Annotated in this window: 12 protein-coding genes; 7 read left to right on the top strand and 5 right to left on the bottom strand. The window is 63.8% G+C overall.

Annotated elements, in window-relative coordinates; all coding sequences use genetic code 11:
* Window positions 1-101 precede the first annotated feature (101 nt).
* Complete coding sequence (locus A3K89_RS21155; RefSeq protein ID WP_068430266.1) at window positions 102-1,289, top strand: CaiB/BaiF CoA transferase family protein; 1,188 nt, start codon at window positions 102-104, stop codon at window positions 1,287-1,289.
* 6 nt (window positions 1,290-1,295) lie between these two features.
* On the opposite strand, the gene A3K89_RS21150 is transcribed toward A3K89_RS21155, so the two are convergent.
* On the bottom strand, window positions 1,296-2,693 hold the full coding sequence (locus A3K89_RS21150; protein WP_068430264.1) for an amidase: 1,398 nt from the start codon (window positions 2,691-2,693) through the stop codon (window positions 1,296-1,298).
* Between A3K89_RS21150 and A3K89_RS21145 the strand changes: the two genes are divergently transcribed.
* The gene (locus A3K89_RS21145) at window positions 2,574-3,971 is read left to right on the top strand and encodes an MFS transporter (protein WP_367946714.1); all 1,398 of its coding nucleotides are present in this window, start codon (window positions 2,574-2,576) and stop codon (window positions 3,969-3,971) included. The genes A3K89_RS21150 and A3K89_RS21145 overlap by 120 nt on opposite strands.
* A gap of 109 nt (window positions 3,972-4,080) precedes the next feature.
* Here the strand turns inward: A3K89_RS21145 and A3K89_RS21140 are convergent, their stop codons facing one another.
* Window positions 4,081-6,318: an NADP-dependent isocitrate dehydrogenase gene (locus tag A3K89_RS21140; protein WP_068430258.1), complete on the bottom strand. Its 2,238-nt coding sequence runs from the start codon at window positions 6,316-6,318 to the stop codon at window positions 4,081-4,083.
* A 593-nt stretch (window positions 6,319-6,911) separates the two neighbouring features.
* Here A3K89_RS21140 and A3K89_RS21135 point away from each other — a divergent pair.
* Window positions 6,912-8,501: a TY-Chap domain-containing protein gene (locus A3K89_RS21135; RefSeq protein ID WP_068430255.1), complete on the top strand. Its 1,590-nt coding sequence runs from the start codon at window positions 6,912-6,914 to the stop codon at window positions 8,499-8,501.
* 105 nt (window positions 8,502-8,606) lie between these two features.
* On the opposite strand, the gene A3K89_RS21130 is transcribed toward A3K89_RS21135, so the two are convergent.
* Window positions 8,607-9,257 carry a VWA domain-containing protein gene (locus tag A3K89_RS21130; protein WP_240931368.1) on the bottom strand — a complete coding sequence of 217 codons (651 nt, stop codon included), beginning with the start codon at window positions 9,255-9,257 and terminating at the stop codon, window positions 8,607-8,609.
* A gap of 178 nt (window positions 9,258-9,435) precedes the next feature.
* On the opposite strand from A3K89_RS21130, the gene A3K89_RS21125 reads away from it, so the two are divergent.
* Together A3K89_RS21125 and A3K89_RS21120 are read left to right on the top strand one after the other, a co-directional pair.
* Entirely contained in the window at window positions 9,436-11,703 is a 2,268-nt protein-coding gene (locus A3K89_RS21125; protein ID WP_068430252.1) for an ATP-binding cassette domain-containing protein, read from the top strand.
* A gap of 26 nt (window positions 11,704-11,729) precedes the next feature.
* Complete coding sequence (locus A3K89_RS21120) at window positions 11,730-12,593, top strand: SCO6745 family protein (protein ID WP_068430250.1); 864 nt, start codon at window positions 11,730-11,732, stop codon at window positions 12,591-12,593.
* A gap of 88 nt (window positions 12,594-12,681) precedes the next feature.
* Here A3K89_RS21120 and lhgO read toward each other — a convergent pair whose 3' ends face one another.
* Window positions 12,682-13,881 (bottom strand): L-2-hydroxyglutarate oxidase, encoded by a 1,200-nt coding sequence (gene lhgO / locus A3K89_RS21115; protein ID WP_068430247.1) that lies wholly within the window; start codon window positions 13,879-13,881, stop codon window positions 12,682-12,684.
* Between the two features lie 148 nt (window positions 13,882-14,029).
* Here lhgO and A3K89_RS21110 point away from each other — a divergent pair, with 148 nt between their 5' ends.
* Together A3K89_RS21110 and A3K89_RS21105 are read left to right on the top strand one after the other, a co-directional pair.
* A complete protein-coding gene (locus tag A3K89_RS21110; RefSeq protein ID WP_068430244.1) occupies window positions 14,030-16,429 on the top strand; it encodes an ATP-dependent Clp protease ATP-binding subunit in 2,400 nt (799 codons plus the stop codon).
* A 279-nt stretch (window positions 16,430-16,708) separates the two neighbouring features.
* Window positions 16,709-17,572, top strand: a complete 864-nt coding sequence (locus A3K89_RS21105; protein ID WP_254303614.1) for an alpha/beta fold hydrolase — start codon at window positions 16,709-16,711, stop codon at window positions 17,570-17,572.
* Here A3K89_RS21105 and A3K89_RS21100 read toward each other — a convergent pair.
* Window positions 17,569-18,921 carry a cytochrome P450 gene (locus A3K89_RS21100; RefSeq protein ID WP_068430238.1) on the bottom strand — a complete coding sequence of 451 codons (1,353 nt, stop codon included), beginning with the start codon at window positions 18,919-18,921 and terminating at the stop codon, window positions 17,569-17,571. The genes A3K89_RS21105 and A3K89_RS21100 overlap by 4 nt on opposite strands.
* Window positions 18,922-18,938 lie beyond the last annotated feature (17 nt).

Here is an 18,938-nt window from a genome sequence, read left to right as displayed (position 1 = left end):
TGGGCTCACTCGTTGTGCACTGTCGCCGACGCGCCGAACCGCGCCCTCGACCATCGTCAATCCTCGACCCCGGTTGGACGAGAAGAACGAGGAACGCATCAATGGACGAACTACTCAGCGGAACAAAAGTTCTCGACCTGACCAGGGCGCTCGCAGGTCCGCTCTGCACGTCGTTGCTGTCGGACTTCGGTGCCGACGTGATCAAGGTGGAACCCCTTGCCACAGGCGACAGCTCACGTCAGTGGCCTCCGTTCGACGACGACCGGAGTCTGTACTTCACCTCAGTCAACCGGGGAAAGCGTTCTGTGGCCGTGGACTTCCGGAGCGACTCGGGTCGAGATTTGTTGCACAGGTTGGCCCTCGATGCCGATGTGCTCGTCGAGAACTTCCGACCGGGGGTACTGGCGGACATGGGCCTCGATCCCCGGGAGCTCGAACGTGAGAATCCTCGACTGATCGTCATGAGTGTCAGCGGATTCGGTCCGGTGGGACCCGACCACCTCGCCGCAGGCCTCGACCAAGTGGCACAGGGCATGTCCGGTCTGATGTCCGTGACGGGCGACGCCGGAAGTGCACCGATGCGGGTCGGAATCCCGATCGTCGACACGGTGTCCGGTATCTATGCGGCCCTCGGTATCGCAGCAGCTTTGGCGGCCCGTGAGCGCGACGGACGCGGCCGACGCGTCGAGACGTCGCTGTTGGAATCGGCCATTTCGACCATGACGTTCCAGGCGCAGAACTACATCAGCACGGGCCGCGTCGCGGAACCGAACGGCAACACGCATCCGTCGATCACACCGTACGGCGTGTTCGATACCGCCGACTTTCCGATCACCATTGCTACTGGGACCGAAAAGCATTGGTTCTCATTGTGTTCGGTTCTCGGTGCGCCGGAGCTGGCTGACCGAGCCGATTACGCCACCGGCAAGCAACGGACACAACACCGAGACCAGCTGACGAAGGAAATCCTCGAACTGCTGACCGTCAAGACGGCTGCCGAATGGATCGAGCAGATGCGCGCGGCGGGAATTCCCTGCGGCCCGATCCACACCATCGATCAGGTCTTCGACGATCCGCAGGTGCGCGCGCTCGACATGATCCAAGAAACGGAAGGGCCCGACGGACGCTCGACTTCCGTGGTGCGGGGGCCATTCTGGGTCGACGGCAAGGTTCTGCCGGTACGCAAGGCGCCGCCGATGACATTGGGTGCGGACACGGTCGAGGTGCTGACCGAATTGGGCCTCGACGCAGAGGAGATCGTCGAACTGCGTAGGAGTGCGGTCATCTGATCGTCTCTACTCGCGGGGCAAACTCGCGATCCGGGCGGCGACCGCGAGAGCGTCGGCCTCACGCCAAGGTCGGGCTACGATCTGTAGCCCGACCGGTAAACCGTTGCGAGCCTGAGCAATCGGAACGACGACCGACGGCAGACCGAGAACACTGATCGCTCGGCAGCTCGCAAGCACGTCCATCCAGGTCAGCTCTCGTCCTCGGACGGTGAATGATTCCTGCCCCAGCGGAGGCGCGAGAATCGACGCGACGGGCATGATCAGCACGTCGCCCATCTCGTCGAGGAATTGTTGAATGAGCTTTGCTCTTTCGGCCCAGAGGTTCTCGTCGAGGTGTTGGGGTCTTGCGTCAAGAGCGGCTCGTATTTCGGACGTCAACTGTTCGGTCTCGGTACCGACGAGGACGCGAATATCGGCGTGAGACTCGGTTGCTCGCAACGTGGAGAACAGCGCGTGACCGCGCGAGAGTGCGGTTCCGTTGTATTCCTTTGCCCGAAGCATGTGCGCAGCGGCGGACACAGCATCGACGATCTCGTCGTCGACGGGCATCGTTCCGTCGCCGGGTGCCCATCGGATGTCCAACGTGTTCGTATCCACTGACTTCTCTACAGGCGCGAGAGCGGGATTCGACAGAACGTTCAGTGCGAGTTCGAGGTCCGGGAGATTCCGCGCCAGCGGTCCGATCGTCTGAATGACCCCGTGCACCGTCACCGGATTCGCCAGGACGTAACCGTCGAACACGACTCCGGGAATCTGCCCGTCGGTGTCGACACGGCCCAATGTCGGCCTGATCGACACCAACCCGGTGCAATGTGCAGGCCAGCGGACCGATCCGCCGAAATCCGTGCCGAGACCCAGCACGCTCAGACCTGCTGCGACCGAGGCGGATTCACCCCCACTCGAGCCGCCGGGCGAACGCGGGATCCCGTCGGCTATCAGTGGGCTCGTCGTGACCCCGAACAGGTCGTTGCGAGTGAGTCCGCACGCTCCGAACTCCGGCGCATTCGTCTTTCCAACGAGCACCGCACCTGCGGCCTTGAACGCGGCCACCGCGGTGGCGTCGCGCATCGGAATGTTCGACGCCAACGCACGCGACCCAGCGGTAGTACGAACTCCGGCCGTCGTGATGGTGTCTTTCACCGTGAACGGAACGCCGGCCAGTGGGCCGAGGATGTCCCCCGCTTCTCGTCGGCGATCGAGATCGTCTGCAGCGGCCAATGCGTCCTCGGCACAGACCGTGACGATCGCGTTGAGCTCGGGGTTATGCCTGTCGATCGCGGACAGATGGTCCTGAACGACCTCGCGCGCGGTGATGTGGCCGTCCCGGACGGCCGAAGCTATCGAGCGTGCTGTTCTTCCCACCCACGTGTCGACGTCCACCCGCGCCCTCTCGCTCGACTTCATCGAAACGAACCTAGGTTTCGGGCGGTAGGCAACATACGACCACAATCGACACAGAAACGTGCAAGACGCTGGCAGGTTCTGCCACATCCACAGCGTGTACGACTTGGAAGGATGACCAGGATGCCCGTGAGTTGGATTCGTGTGGTCGCCGTCGTGTTCGCCGTGAGCTGGGGCGCGAACCAGTTCGCGCCCATGCAGCTCGTGTATCGCGAGACCGTGGGCCTGACCAGCACCGCGTTCACCGCCATGTTGGGCAGCTACGCGCTCGGGCTGATTCCGTCGCTGCTGTACTTCGGTCGACTCTCCGATCGCCGAGGGCGACGGCCCGTCGTGCGGCCGATGATTGGAGTCACGGTCATGTCGACGATCTTGCTCGCCCTCGGCGCCGACGTGCCGGCTCTGCTCTATCTCGGCAGAGTGCTGGCCGGGGTCGCGTCGGGAATGGCTTTCACCGCGGGCGGTGCGTGGATCAAGGAACTGAGCGACAGCCCGGGCAGCGGTGCGCGTCGTACTGCCGTTGCACTGTCGGCCGGCTTCGGGTGCGGCGCTCTATTCGCGGGACTGATCGCGCAGTGGCTACCGGCCCCGGACGTGCTGCCGTACCTCGTGCATCTCGCGATGATGGCTGTGACGGGTGTACTTGTGTGGAGGGTTCCTGAGACCCGCACGCGCTTCGAGGATTCCGCGCGGCAGATAATGCCGGTCACCAGACAGCGTTGGTTTCTCGCCGGCGTCGCACCGTGGGCGCCGTGGGTGTTCGGTGCTGCGACAGTCGCGTTCGCAACGCTACCGCCTCACGTCGCCGACGTCACCGGCTCTCTATCCGTGGCGTTCACGGGAAGTATTGCGGCACTGACGCTCTGGACGGGTGTTGCAGTGCAACCGACCGCCCGACGTCTGTCCAGCCGCGGCGACAAGGTCCCCGTCGGGGTCGGCGTCGGGCTCGGATGTCTGGGATTCGCGCTTGCTGCGGTGGCATTGGGCACTGGCGGCGTAGGATCCGTCATCCTGATCGTTGCCGCGGCGGTACTGCTGGGATCATGTTACGGAATGCTGCTGGTTTCGGGGTTGGTCATCGTCGAGAATCGAACACCCCCGGGTGGCGACCTGTCCAGCGCTACCGCGATCTACTACTGCTTCGTATACCTGGGATTTGCAGTGCCGCTACTTCTATCGCTGACATCGCCGACTGTCGGACTCACGATTGCCGCGGGACTAATGGTCACCGGGTTCGTGATTGCTTCGCTGCAGGCTCCCAAGGTACCCCAGAACGCATGAATGGTTCATTCATGTTGACAGACAACATGAATGAACCATTCAAGCAATCAGCCCATGTGCACGAAAATACATAACCCGCTATGTATTTTCGTGCACGTGCGCGAAGCGCCTACTTGCTTACGGACGCCAATGCATCGTTGAACGTCTTGCTCGGGCGCATGACGGCTGCGGTGGCCTCGGGATCCGGGAAGTAGTATCCGCCGATCTCGACCTCCTTGCCCTGAACCTCGTTAAGCTCGTTGACGATTGCCTCTTCGTTGTCGGCAAGCGTCTGAGCGAGACCGGCAAAGTGCTTCGCGAGCTCCGCATCCTCGGTCTGCGCGGCGAGTTCCTGCGCCCAGTAGAGGGACAGGTAGAACTGGCTGCCACGGTTGTCGAGCTCACCGGTGGAACGCGACGGTCCCTTGTCGTTCTCGAGGAGCTTGCCGGTGGCTGCGTCGAGGGCGTTCGCGAGAATCTTCGCCTTCTTGTTGTCGGTCTTGATGCCGAGGTCCTCGAGGCTGACTGCGAGCGCGAGGAACTCGCCGAGGGAATCCCAACGAAGGTGGTTCTCCTCGATGAGCTGCTTGACATGCTTCGGCGCAGAACCACCTGCACCCGTCTCGTACAGTCCACCTCCTGCCATCAGCGGCACGATGGACAGCATCTTGGCACTGGTGCCGAGTTCCAGAATCGGGAACAGGTCGGTCAGGTAGTCGCGCAGGATGTTGCCGGTCGCCGAGATGGTGTCAAGCCCGCGGATCAGGCGTTCCATCGTGTACCGGATCGCGCGGACCTGCGACATGATCTGGATGTCGAGACCCTCGGTGTCGTGATCCTTCAGGTACGTGCGGACCTTGCCGATGAGCTCGTTCTCGTGCGGACGGTACGGGTCGAGCCAGAAGACGACCGGCATGCCCGAGTTGCGCGCACGGGTCACGGCAAGCTTGACCCAGTCCTGGATCGGAGCGTCCTTGACGATGCACAGACGCCAGATGTCGCCTTCTTCGACGTTCTGGGTCAGCAGAACCTCGCCCGTCGCCAGGTCGGTGATGTTGGCGACGCCGCCCTCGGGTACCTCGAAGGTCTTGTCGTGCGAGCCGTACTCTTCCGCCTTCTGCGCCATCAGGCCAACGTTCGGGACGGTGCCCATCGTGGTGGGATCGAACGCACCGTTGGTCTTGCAGAAGTTGATCATCTCCTGGTAGATCCGGAAGAAGGTCGACTCCGGGCTGACTGCCTTCGTGTCCTTCGGGCGGCCGTCGGCGCCCCACATCTTGCCGCCTGCGCGAATCATCGCGGGCATCGATGCGTCGACGATGACGTCGCTCGGCGAGTGGAAGTTCGAGATGCCGCGTGCCGAGTCGACCATCGCGAGCTCGGGACGCTTCTCGTGGCACTTGTGCAGATCGTCGACGATCTCCTCGCGCTGCGCGCTCGGAAGGGATTCGATCTTGCTGTACAGGTCGGACAGACCGTTGTTGACGTTGACGCCCAGCTCGTCAAACAGCTCACCGTGCTTGGCGAACGCGTCCTTGTAGAACACCTTGACTGCGTGACCGAACACGATCGGGTGCGACACGCGCATCATCGTGGCCTTGACGTGCAGAGAGAACATGATGCCCGTCTTGTAGGCGTCCTCCATCTGCTCTTCGTAGAACTCGATGAGCGCCTTCTTGCTCATGAACATGCTGTCGATGACGTCACGGTCGGTGAGCGAAACTTTGTCCTTGAGCACGATGGTCTTGCCGCTGGCCGTCAGCAGCTCCATCTTGACCTCGCGGTCGCCTTCGACGGTCATCGACTTCTCGCCGTGGTAGAAATCGCCGTGGCGCATGTGCGCGACGTGCGTGCGCGACGCGGGAGACCACTCGCCCATGCTGTGCGGGTGCTTGCGGGCGTATTCCTTGACGGCCTTCGGCGCGCGGCGGTCCGAGTTGCCCTCGCGCAGAACAGGGTTGACGGCGCTACCGAGGCACTTGGTGTAGCGGTCGCGGATGTCGCGCTCTTCGTCGGTCTTCGGGTTACCCGGGAAATCGGGAAGTGCGTAGCCCTTGCCCTGCAGTTCCTTGATGGCCGCGAGCAGCTGCGGGACGGACGCACTGATGTTCGGCAGCTTGATGATGTTGGTCTCGGGCAGGTGCGTCAGCCGACCCAGCTCGCCGAGGTTGTCCGGCACCCGCTGCTCTTCGGTGAGGTAATCCGGGAATTCGGAAAGGATGCGGCTCGCGACCGAGATATCGGTCGATTCGACGTTGATGTCGGCTGCACCCGCGAATGCCCGGATGACGGGCAGAAAAGCGTGGGTGGCGAGCATCGGCGCTTCGTCGGTCAGTGTGTAGATGATGGTCGGCTGTTTCGCACTCATGTTCTGCCTTTGCCTCAGTGTCCGTCGACGCAACGCTTCGTGTGCTTGCGTCCTCTTCAACCCTAAACTTTGACGTAACATTACGCGCGTACTGCCAGGCGCGGAGAACCCCCCGCCTGCTGCGGAAAGTTACTCGCCAGTACCGATCTTGATCACCCGAACCGGCCTCCCCGTCATTTTCGAGTACCGCAGGTATCCCGAACGGAGCGAGGGTGACCCCGGGTCACTCAGAGTGACCGGGAGGCCACATTCGGTCCGAACCCCGGGCCCGCCCGAACCGAACGAGGGCGGCCCTGGGTCACTCAGAGTGACCGGAAAGCCACATTCGGTCCGAACCCCAGGCCCGCCCGAACACCCGGCCCGCCCGAACACCCGGGCGACCGGCGAACCCGAGGGCGCCCCGCGCCACGAGTCACGTGTTCGTTCGTTCGAACGACACAGCTTTTCGTGTCGACTCCTCCTGTTCGCGCAGTTCGCGCCCGCTGGGTTTCGCCGAAGTCCGCCAGAACGGAAAGACGCACCCCCGCAGGGCGTTACAGTGGTTCGTGGAAGGAGTCGAGACAACGGCTCACCTCCCATCTAGGAGTGCCCGCATGTCCGAGGACGCCGACTTCGACACGGAGATCGATGCCGCGTGGGAGCGATTCTGTGCCCGGCTCTGCACCTACATCGAGAACATGGAGACCGGCGATCTACTGACCATCTGTCCGGGTGGTGGGAAACGCCGGGACGACCTGTACCTGACGGTGGCGAACGAACTCGGCGGCCGTCTCGTCGGTGACGCGGCGATGAACGGGCCTCTCGCAGCGGCTGTTTCGTACGAGCACGCGACACTGCTGGCCGAACAGGGGTGGACCGAGTACGACGTCGGCGACGGCCTGCAACGCACTTTCCGTGTCGAGGCGCATGCTCACTCCCTGGCACAGGCAGTCGTCGTGCTCATCAGAGACGTGCGCGGGATTGCGCACCCGTCGTTCCTGGCCGCCAGTGCAGTCGGCGCACCGGTCACACGGGTCTTCGACAGCGGTTCACAGCTGAAGGATTGGACGGTCGACCCCGTACGGGCTCGTTTGTTTGCCGAGGTGGATACCGCTCTCGAATCGATCACCGGGTCCGCGCCGGTCCGTGACGACGATGGCGATGTCATGTTCGAGGCAGGACGGCACACCGCCTACGCAAGGATTCTGGACAAGGAACCGGTCGTCGAGCTGTATGCCGTGTTCGCGATTCACACGCGAGCCCCCACCGTGGACTCCGTCGTGGTGGACCTGTCCACGTCGTGGCCGGATATCAAATTCCTGCCCAACCACACTCACGTCGTGGCGTCGACACGCGTCGACTGCGCGCCGGTCGTGGAGGAACATCTCGGGCGGCGCCTCGGCATGTTCTTGAAGTTCGTCGAGCAGGAGGGCGACGAGATCACCGTCAGGTTGTCCAGGGATGCCGGAATGCGTGTACCCACCCACGCGTTGCTGTCCGACCAGTTCAGACGAATGCGACTGGCAGACATGGATGCCGCCTCATTGACGTTCACGGTCGGATACGAGGCTCGCGAGCTCGGGTTCAGCTCTCCGATGCTGCACGACGCGATGGCCCTCGCAGCTGCCGCTCACTTCCATCAGAGGCGTGCCGGTAGCGAAACAGCAAGCGACCCGTACATCGTCCATCCGCTTCGAAACGTGTTGCGGCTCGTACGATTCGGGTGCACAGACGAGGTCGTTTTGGTGGCGGCCGCACTGCACGACACGGTCGAGGATCAGACCGACAGAATCGTATCGTTGCTCGACGCGGGCACACCGGCGACCCATGACAATGCGCTGGCCGTCATCGCGCGCCACTTCTCACCGTCGGTGTCAGCTGTGGTGGCTTCCGTTACCAATCCTACTAACCTGCAAAGCCTTTCGACGGACGAGAAGAACCGCGCCTACGCCGAACATGTTGCGGCCGCGATCACGGATCCGCGGGTATTTCTGGTCAAGCTGTCGGACTTCATCGACAACGCGGGCAGCGTGGAGTATCTCGCCGACGAGAGCAAGCGAATCAGACTGCGCGACAAGTACTCTCCGATGGCCCAGATATTCCTCGACGCACGTGAAACTTTGGGAGCCTCGCTGAACCTGACTGCCGAGGGCACGCGCCGTCTCGATGCCCGCCTGGGTCGGTTGGCGCGGGCGCTGGGGTGACCCGCCCGTGTCACGCCAGTGCCCAGCCCACGATTGCGGCAACGATGCAGAGGAAGAAGATCATCGCGATGATCTCCTCCGCCGTATCGTTGCCGCCCTTCTTGCTCACTCTCCGCGCGCGGCGCGACGGTCTGCGTCGGAAAAGCCCGCCGCGGGAGGCGCGCCCATCACTCGCATCGCAGCGCGTTTGCGGTCCTGGTAGTTGGCGACCGAGTCGAACGCCGCGGTGACTCCGACGGTCGTCGACACATAGGTCATCGACTTGTCCGGCGCGAAGCCCAGGTCGGTGCCGACGTCGACCGCGTCGATGTTGGACCCCAAAAACACGAAGTCCCACTGGTAGTCACGTTCCTGCTGCTCGATGAGCGCACGCACAGCCGTATTCGTCCATTCGCGGCTGGCGTTCTCGTGCCCGTCCGTCATCACCAGGACCGTCACGGAACCGGGGCGCTGATCTTCGGGCAGGGCCGACAGTTCGGCGCCGACCTCGGTGACGAGACGTCCGATGGCGTCGTACAACGCGGTGGTGCCACGGGGTTCGAGGACCAGTGGCGGAACATCGGCGATAGGCCGCGAGCTGTAGACCACCTCGTACCGATCGTCGAACTGCGCAAGCGTGACGACGGTATCGCCCTCCTGCGCAAGTTCTTTCGCGATGAACGAGTCGAAACCACCGCGCGTGTCGTCGGCTATCGACTGCATCGAACCCGAGCGATCGAGCACTGCAGCAACAAGAGACAACTGAGGATTGGTCAACGGAACCTCCGGAGGGGAAATGCGCCCGAGATGACGCGATAACTCATGATGGGCGAACCATACCGAGGGGTACCGACAGAAACTCCGATCCTCGGACTGTCAGCTGCTACCAAGCGACATTTCGTACACCGTACGGTACGATGCGTCGGCACAGTCCGGCGAAAGGTGAGCATCGTCCATGACCACGACCGACACCCTGTCCACGATCATTGTCCGAGGCGCACGGGAGAACAATCTCCACGACGTCGACCTCGATCTACCCAAGCACTCGTTGATCGTCTTCGCCGGAGTGTCCGGCTCCGGTAAGTCCTCGCTCGTGTTCGACACGATCGCCGCCGAAGCGCAACGTCAGATCAACTCGACGTTCACCGCGTTCGCGCAGACATTCCTGCCGTCGTACGGTAGGCCGGACGCGGACCTCATCGCCAATCTGTCCGCCGTCGTCATCGTCGACCAGAAGCGTTTGTTCGGTGGCCCACGCTCGACCGTCGGCACCATCACCGACATCGGCGACTGGCTTCGCATGCTGTGGTCGCGCGGGGTGCAACCGTCGATCGGATACGCCAACGCCTTCTCCTTCAACGACCCGGCGGGCATGTGCCCCGAATGCGAAGGACTCGGCGAGGCCAAGGTGATCGATCTCGCCGAGTTGGTCGACGAGTCGAAATCGTTACGCGAGGGGCCGTTCAAGCACCCGGACCTCGAGCCCGGCAAGTGGCCGTACCGCGTGTTCGCCGACTCCGGATTCTTCGACCTCGACGTTCCGATCGAGCAGTATTCGGCACGAGAGCGTCACCTGTTCTTCGACGCCCAGCCAGGCGAGGTGACGGTTCCGAATCCCGACGCCGTCATGAAGAGTTACGAAGGCATCATCTCTCGCTTCCGGCGCAGCTACCTGTCGAAGGATGCCGATGCACTCAAGGGCAAGGCCAAAGCCGCCTTCGAACGCATCGTCACACGTGGAATCTGCGACGCGTGCGGCGGCACCCGCTACAACGACACCATTCGCAGTGCGACGCTGGAAGGGCTGTCGCTTCCCGACGCGTTCGCCATGCAGGTGTCCGACCTCGCCGAACGTCTCGACGGCTGGAGCTTGAAGGGTCTCGACGGCCCTCGCCAGGAGATCGTGCTGCAGCTACGCCGCCTCGTCGACCTCGGTCTCGGCTACCTCAGCCTCGACCGTGCGACGTCGTCGCTGTCCGGTGGTGAATCGCAGCGCATCAAGATGGTGCGTCACCTCGGCTCGACGCTCAACGACATGCTGTACGTGTTCGACGAACCCACCACAGGCCTTCACCCGCGCGACGTCCACCGCCTGAACGACATGCTGCTCGCGCTGCGCGACAAGGGAAACACCGTCCTGGTCGTCGAGCACGATCCCGAAGTAATGGCCATCGCCGACCGAATCGTCGAAATCGGGCCGGGCGCAGGCAAAGCAGGCGGAACGGTCGTCTTCGAGGGAACGTACGACGAGCTGCGGTCCGCCGACACCCGGACCGGAATCGCCCTGCGACGAGAAGGCGCGACGACGCAGCCCCCGCGCACCGCAAGGGGTTTCGTGTCCATCGCGAACGCGGCGACACACAACCTTCGCGACGTCAGCGTCGACATTCCACTCGGGGTCCTGACTGCAGTCACCGGCGTGGCCGGATCGGGTAAGTCGAGTCTGATTCACGGACACCTACGTTCGGTCGCGGAGGACGCCGTCATCATCGACCAAGCGCCCATCCGCGGCTCCCGTCGATCCTCCCCCGCCACCTACACCGGCCTGCTCGATCCGATCCGCGCATACTTCGCGAAGAAGACCGGCCAGCCCGCGTCGTTGTTCTCCCCCAACTCCGACGGCGCGTGCCCGGATTGCCAGGGCAGCGGCATCATCTTCACCGATCTCGGGTTCACCGATCCCGTGACGAGCATGTGTGAAACGTGCCAGGGCAGGCGATTTCGGTCGGGCGCGATCAAGCACACCGTCGACGGCGTGAGCATCGCAGACATCTTCGAGATGTCCGTCGAGGATGCGCAGGACTTCTTCGAGGTCAAGAAAATACGCGACATTCTGCATCGCTGCTCCGACGTCGGACTCGGGTATCTGTCTCTCGGACAGAACCTTTCGTCCCTGTCGGGTGGCGAGCGTCAGCGACTCAAGCTCGCGACGGAGTTGGTGGGGTCGTCGCCGATCCTCGTTCTCGACGAACCCACGACCGGACTGCACCCGTCGGACGTATCGAAGTTGATCGCATTGCTGTCCGGGATGGTCGACGAGGGTCGCACCGTCATCGTGATCGAACACAACCTCGACGTCGTCGCGGCTGCGGACTGGGTGATCGACCTCGGGCCCGACGGCGGACACAACGGAGGTGAGATCGTGTTCACCGGTACGGTCGACGCGCTGGTGAAGTCCGATACACACACCGGCATCTATTTGGCGAAGAGTCTGGGCCGCTAGCTTACCTACAGGTAAGTTCGAGCAGCATGAGCCTGACTGAGATCGCACGTGCCGCCTACACGACGCTCGAACCCTTTCACGTGTCGGCTTACTTCAACCCCCAGGTAAGGGAGGCGGGTGACGAACTGGGACTCGACGGGCACGCCTGGTACGTCGGTGCCCGAGCAGCACCGATGGGTGAGACCGTCGCCAGTGTCGTCGCGGCGGCGTTCTACAACTTCAACCCCGCCATGATCGAGAAAGCATGGCCTGCTGCCGTCGGCGCCGGGTTGGACAGGGTGTCGGATCGACGGTGGGCGATGCTCGACTCGGTCCTCGGTGATGCACTGGGTTCTCGTACTGGCGACTCCGAACTGGTCGAGGTTGCGAAGCGGCTCAGGCACATCGGCGACACCGCGGTGTTCGCCGGCCGTCCACTCGCCGCCGCCTGGCATTCGGCGACCGCACCGGACGCGCCGCACCTTGCGTTGTGGCACGCGATCACCGTCATCCGGGAGTGGCGCGGCGACGGCCACATCGCAGCACTGGTCGACGCGCAGCTGGACCCGACCGAGGCCGTCGTCTTCCACGAAGCCTTCCACCCCGAACCGAAGGCCCGACGCGTCCTCGGAAAGCGGATCACCCAGCTGACTCGCCAATGGTCGGACGACGAATGGGACGCAGCATTCGATCGCCTCGCCACGCGAAACCTGCTGACGCGCACCGACGCAGGCGAAGCATTGACCGACGACGGCGTCGCACTCGATGCACACATCGAGGCCAGGACCGATGCACTGGCGTCGAGCATCTGGCGCGACGTGCCCGATGCCGAGGACCTGATCATCCGTGTGCGGCCCTACGTCAAGGCCGTGATCGACGCGGGCATCCTGCCGGGGACGAAGAAGCGCTGACGGGTGGGCATGGTGTACCAGTTACGGTCGGTCGAATGCGGGATTCCGTGCGTCGAATGGCAGCAGTGGTACACCATGCCCACCGTGGTCACTCGCCCCGGCGATAAGCCTCTCGCACGACATGCTCGGCGATTGCGAGCGACGAGGTAGCGCCCGGCGACGGTGCGTTGCGTACGTGGAGGATCCGCGCGCTACCGGTGATGACGAAGTCGTCCTCGAGGCTGCCGTCGCGGTTCATCGCCTGCGCACGAATTCCGCGAGGGCCGCGTCGGACGTCCTCGACGGAGATGGCGGGGACGTATCGACGCGCTTGCTCGACAAAACCCCGTGTGCTGAGCGCGGTTCGGGTCTCGCGTACTGCGGCTGGGATGTTGCGCGCGGCGAATCTCCAGAACCCGGGGAAGCCGATGGCGTCGGCCACGTCCTTCGGCGACAGCGTCCGACGGTCGTAGGATTCGCGACCGAGCGACAGAAAAGCATTGGGACCCAACGTCACATCGCCCTGAATCGTCTTGCTGACATGCACGCCGAGGAACGGGTACTTCGGGTCCGGCACCGGATAGATCAACCCGTTCACCAACGCCGACTTCTCGGGTGACAGCAGGAAGTAATCGCCGTAGAACGGCACGATCTTCGGAAACGACGACTCCCCTGCTGTCACGGCGAGGCGGTCCGACTGCAGACCAGCGCATGCGATGACCCGGTCGAATCGGTTTGCACCAGAGCGGGTCTGAACGTCGACGCCAGCGGCCCGCTCGGCCAGATCCGTCACTGCGGTACGCAGCCGGATCTGCCCGCCGAACGCCGTGATGTCCTCGGCGAGCGCGCGCGTCATGCCCGGATAGTCGACGATCGCCGTTTCCGGGGAATGCAGCGCCTTACGACCGCGGGCGTGCGGTTCGATCGCGCGTATGTCCTCCGCTTCGATCAGCTTGACGCCGGGAACACCGTTGGCCAGCGCTCGCTCGTGGATGGCGTCGAGGCGCCGGCATTCGACCTCGGTGTGCGCGACGACGATCTTGCCGCACTTGTCGAACGCCACGCCCTTCTCCGCGACGAAATCTTCGAGTAGTGAAACGCCGCGGCGGCACAGCCTTGCCTTCAGGCTGCCCGGCTCGTAGTAGAGGCCCGCGTGCACGACGCCGCTGTTGTGACCGGTCTGATGCGCTCCGACGGAGGCCTCCTTCTCGAAGACGGTCACCTCGACGCCCCTCGACCTCATCAGCTCCCGAGCAACCGCGAGCCCGATGATTCCACCCCCGACAACCGCGACCTTGCTTCGCGCCACGTCCCCACCTCGCGTCGATGCTCCGATGACCGGGCCATTCTCACACGGGCCGCGGCGTGTAGAAGTTTTTTCTGTCGGCGGGAATTGATACCTTGTCGAGCACGTTAGTTGAGTCGAAGACGCTCAAGCTTCCGTAGGAGGAACACGAATGCCGGCATACCTGGGGCCCGAAGGCCCTCGTCGCATCGATATCAGCCGTCTGATGAGCAGGTCCACCCAGTCGCTCATCGGCGACGCGGCCACGTTCGCTGCCGGACGCGGCGACGCCGAACTCGATGCGTTGCACGTGCTGCACGTCATGGCACAGAACGATCCCACCCGCAGCCTCATGCAGCGCGCAGGTGTCCAATCCCCCGCCGTCGTGGACGCGGTGGAGTTGCGGCTGCCGCAAGGCGGCGGCTCGGTGAATGCCACTGCCCTGAGCAGCACGTTGAAGACCGCGATCCTCGAGGCGCACCACATCGCGCAGTCGCTCGGATCGACGTACATCGACCCCGAACACCTGTTCCTGGCGTTCGCTGCCGATCAGGATCACATCGCCGGCCGCCTGCTGGCGTCGGAGGGAATCACCCCCGAGGGGCTGCAGACCGCGCTCAAGGGCGGAACGGTCGAACCCGCGTCGAATTCCGAGACGCCCACGCTCGACAAGTTCGGCGTCGACCTGACCGAACGTGCCCGACAGGGCGGTGTCGACCCGGTCATCGGCCGTACCGACGAAATCCAGCAGACCATCGAGATCCTGTCGCGTCGCACCAAGAACAACCCGGTGCTCGTCGGTGAGGCGGGCGTCGGCAAGACCGCCGTCGTCGAGGGCCTTGCGCAGCGCATCGTCGACGGCGACGTGCCCGAGCGCCTGCAGGGCAAGCGCATCGTTCAGCTCGATCTGTCGTCCATGGTCGCCGGTACGCGCTACCGCGGCGACTTCGAAGAGCGGCTGACCAAGGTGATCGACGAGATCTCCGCACACAAGGACGAACTCGTCGTCTTCGTCGACGAGGTTCACACCATTGCGGGTGCAGGCGGCGGCGCCGACGGCGCCATGGATGCCGGAAACATCCTCAAGCCCAAGCTCGCTCGCGGCGAACTGCACATCGTCGGTGCCACCACACTCGACGAGTACCGCACCAACATCGAGAAGGACCCCGCTCTCGAGCGTCGGTTCCAGCCCGTGACGGTGCCCGAACCGAGCGTCGACGACGCCAAGGCCATTCTCACCGGGCTGCGTAGCCGGTACGAGGAGCACCACGGTGTTCGGTACACCGACGACGCGATTGCCGCTGCCGTCGACCTGTCCGATCGCTACATCGGCGACCGGTTCCTGCCCGACAAGGCCATCGACCTGATCGACCAGGCCGGCGCCCGTAAGCAGCTGACCCGTCCGGTCGTCGACAGTGCTGCGATCGAAAAGCAGCTCGCCGCACTGGAAGTGGAGAAGGAACAGGTCATCGCTCGCGAGGACTACGAGCGTGCGTCGCAGATCAGGGACGAGGTATCGACGCTGCAGGGGCGGCTGAACGGAACGGTTGCCGACGCTCCCGACGTGACCGCCGAGGACATCGCCGACGTCGTTTCACGTGCAACCGGCATCCCCGCCAGCCAGATGACGCAGGAGGAGAAGGAACGTCTACGCCGCCTGGAAGCGGAACTGCACGAACGCGTCGTCGGACAGGACGAAGCAGTGAAGGCCATCGCCCGTGCGGTGCGTCGTAGCCGGACCGGTATGAGTGATCCGGATCGTCCCGTCGGCAGCTTCCTGTTCCTCGGTCCGACCGGTGTCGGCAAGACCGAGCTCGCGAAGGCGCTGGCTGCGTCGTTGTTCGGTGACGAGAAGAAGATGCTGCGCCTCGACATGAGCGAGTTCGGCGAACGGCACACCGTGAGCCGTCTCGTCGGTGCGCCTCCCGGATACGTCGGCTACGGCGAGGCGGGTCAGCTGACCGAGCAGGTTCGACGCAACCCGTACTCGGTTGTGCTGCTCGACGAGATCGAGAAGGCACACCCCGACGTCTTCGACACGCTGCTACAGGTGCTCGACGACGGCAGGCTCACCGACGGGCAAGGCCGCACGGTCAACTTCCGCAACACCGTGGTGATCATGACGAGCAACATCGGCTCGGACATCATCTCCAGCAAGTCCGGTGGTCTGGGGTTCACGACGGGCGAGCAGGACGAGAAGCCTCTGCGCGACCGGGTGATGGGTCGGCTGCGTGAATCGATGCGGCCGGAATTCCTCAACCGCATCGACGAGATCGTGGTCTTCCGCAAGCTCGACACCGAGCAACTGCACCGGATCACCGACCTCATGCTGGAGGAGAGCCGGGAACGGTTGTCGGCCAAGGGTATCGAGATCACGTTCAGCGACTCGGCGGTCGACTGGTTGGCACGGAACGGGCACCAGCCCGAGTTCGGTGCGCGGCCGTTGCGTCGCTCGATCCAGCGGGCGCTCGACGACCGGATCGCCGATCTGCTGCTCGACGACATCCTCACCGAGGGTGGCACCGTGTCGGTGGACGTCGCAGACGACGAGTTGGCATTGAACGTCGCCTAGTGACAATCGAAGCCGCCCGTGTACTTCCGAGTACACGGGCGGCTTCGTCGCGTTCTGACCGAACAGTCCTGGAACACGCTCTGCTGCATGTGACACCCGCGCGCACCGAGGCCGCCTCGCCGGACGCCTGATGTAGACGCTCACCGAATCGCCAGCCGCACGTCGTTTTGCCAGCAATTCAGGCCGCACCTGGCAACATGGTGAGCACCTGCGGGGATACGGACAACACTCCCGCGCGCTATGTTCGACGATGACCCCCTCAGCGTCGAAGGAGCAGCCGTGGCCGATACGTCGTCGTACATCTCGAAGCAGGACCAGCTGGAGATCAGCACCTACACCTGGCCGACACGGAAGACTCCCATCGGCGTCGTACAGATCGCGCACGGACTCGCCGAGCACGGCAGCCGCTACGCGCGATTCGCCGAAGCTCTGAACGATGCGGGATTTCACGTCGTCGCCTCAGATCATCGCGGCCACGGTTCGTCGATCACCGACACACCTGGAGACCTGGGGTCGATGGGGTTCCCCGCACTGTGGGCGGACATCGAGCAGCTCGGCGAACACCTGCTGGAGATCTACCCGGACCTGCCACTGTTCTTGTTCGGGCATTCGATGGGTTCGTTTGCGGCGCAGCACGTTCTGGTCGAGCGATCCGACCTGTATGCGGGCGTGGTCCTGTCGGGATCGTCGGCGATCGATGTACTCGCAGCAGGCATGGCGGACGCCCCCGCCGGTGATCTGAGTGTGTTCAACAGCGCCTTCGAGCACCGCACCGGGTACGAGTGGCTGTCGCGCGACGAGGCGGAGGTGGACGCCTATGTCGCCGACGCGTTGTGCGGGTTCGACCTTCCCGCCGCCACCGTCCCGGCATTGTTCACCGAGGCCGACAAACTCGCCGACCCACACAAACTCGAAGAGGTTCGCTCCGAGCTGCCGCTGCTGATCGCGTCGGGTTCGGACGATCCGCTCGCCGGTGGTGGACAGCTCGTCGAGTTACTCGGGTCGCGCTACCGCGAAGCAGGCTCGAGCGACGTCACCGTCACGATCTACGACGGCGCCCGCCACGAGATCCTGAACGAGACGAACCGCGACGACGTCACCGCCGACATCGTCCGCTGGCTGACCGACAGGGCGACCGGCTAACGGCGTCGTAGATTCACGGGCTGCCCGTCCTCGGGGAAGGGCAGCGACGTGAAATTCAGTGGCGCAGTGTAACTCGGGTCCACGCTCCACTCGAACCGCCTCAACAGGTGGAACATGATGGTCTTGATCTCCGCACCCGCGAAGTACATGCCGATGCACTTGTGGACCCCGCCGCCGAACGGTTCCCACGCGTAGCGGTGCACCTTGTCCTCGCGCCGCTCCGTGGAGAACCGTTCCGGGTCGAACTTCTCCGGATCCGGCCAGTACTGCGCCATGTGGTGCGTGAAATGCGGCGCCACGGACGCGTACGTGCCAGCGGGGATGTACTTGCCCTGCACCACGGTGTCTTTCACTGCGCGGCGCGCGACGACGGGCGTCGGCGACACGAGCCGCAGACACTCCTTCATGACCAGATCGATGTCGACCAGTTCATCCAACTGCTGCAACGTCGGCGAATTCGTTTGAAGCGCAAGCGCCTCCGCGCGACAGCGTTCGCGCCACTCCGGATGCTGGCCGAGATACTGCATCATCGTCGACAGCGTGATGGTCGACGTGTCGTGTGCGGCCATGAGCAGGAAGATCATGTGGTCGATGACTTCGTCGTCGGTGAAGCGTTGCCCGGTATCGGATTCGATGTGGCACAACACCGAGAAGAGGTCGTCGGTCTCGTTGTCGCGTCGCGCCGGAAGGTAGCGCCGGAAGAACTGTTCGAGCACCTTGCGCCCGTCGAGACCTCGCTTCCACCTGGTGCCGGGAACCCGATATCGGACGATCGACGTCGCAGCCTGAACGCAGGCGACGAAACTCGCGTTGATCGTGGCGATTTCGGCTTCCGTGCTACCTTCGGCACCGCCCATGAAGATGCTCGTCGCGACATCCAGTGTCAACGCCTTGAGCGCAGGATAGACACGGAAGTCGGTGCCCGGCTCCCAGTGGTCCAACCCTTCGGCGACGACCGGGTTCAACGCGTCGACCGACTTCGCAATACGCTGCCGGGTGAACGCCTGTTGCATGATGCGCCGATGGCGCAGATGTTCGTCATCGTCGAGCAACATGAGCCCGCCGTGAAAGAACGGCCCGATCAGCAACGACCACCCGTCGCTGTTGACGAATGCCTTGTCCTTGTTCTGAAGAACTTCCTGGCACGCGTCGGGCCCGAGAACCGTGATCCACCGCTGGCCCGCCATGGTCAACCACGACACGTCGCCGTATTTCTCCCAGCGACTTCCGAACAACTTGAGTGGATCCCTCATGTATTCGAGGGTGTGTCCGACGATGGGCATCCCGCCGTCGCCGCGCACGGCGTCGAGCAGCGAGTCGGCGGGTGGGGCAGCGAGCATTCGAGCCATGGCGAACCTCCCGTAAT

It is taken from the genome of Rhodococcoides kyotonense (genome assembly GCF_001645385.1).
Taxonomy (GTDB): domain Bacteria; phylum Actinomycetota; class Actinomycetes; order Mycobacteriales; family Mycobacteriaceae; genus Rhodococcoides; species Rhodococcoides kyotonensis_B.
This window is presented reverse-complemented; position numbering and strand designations above follow the sequence as displayed.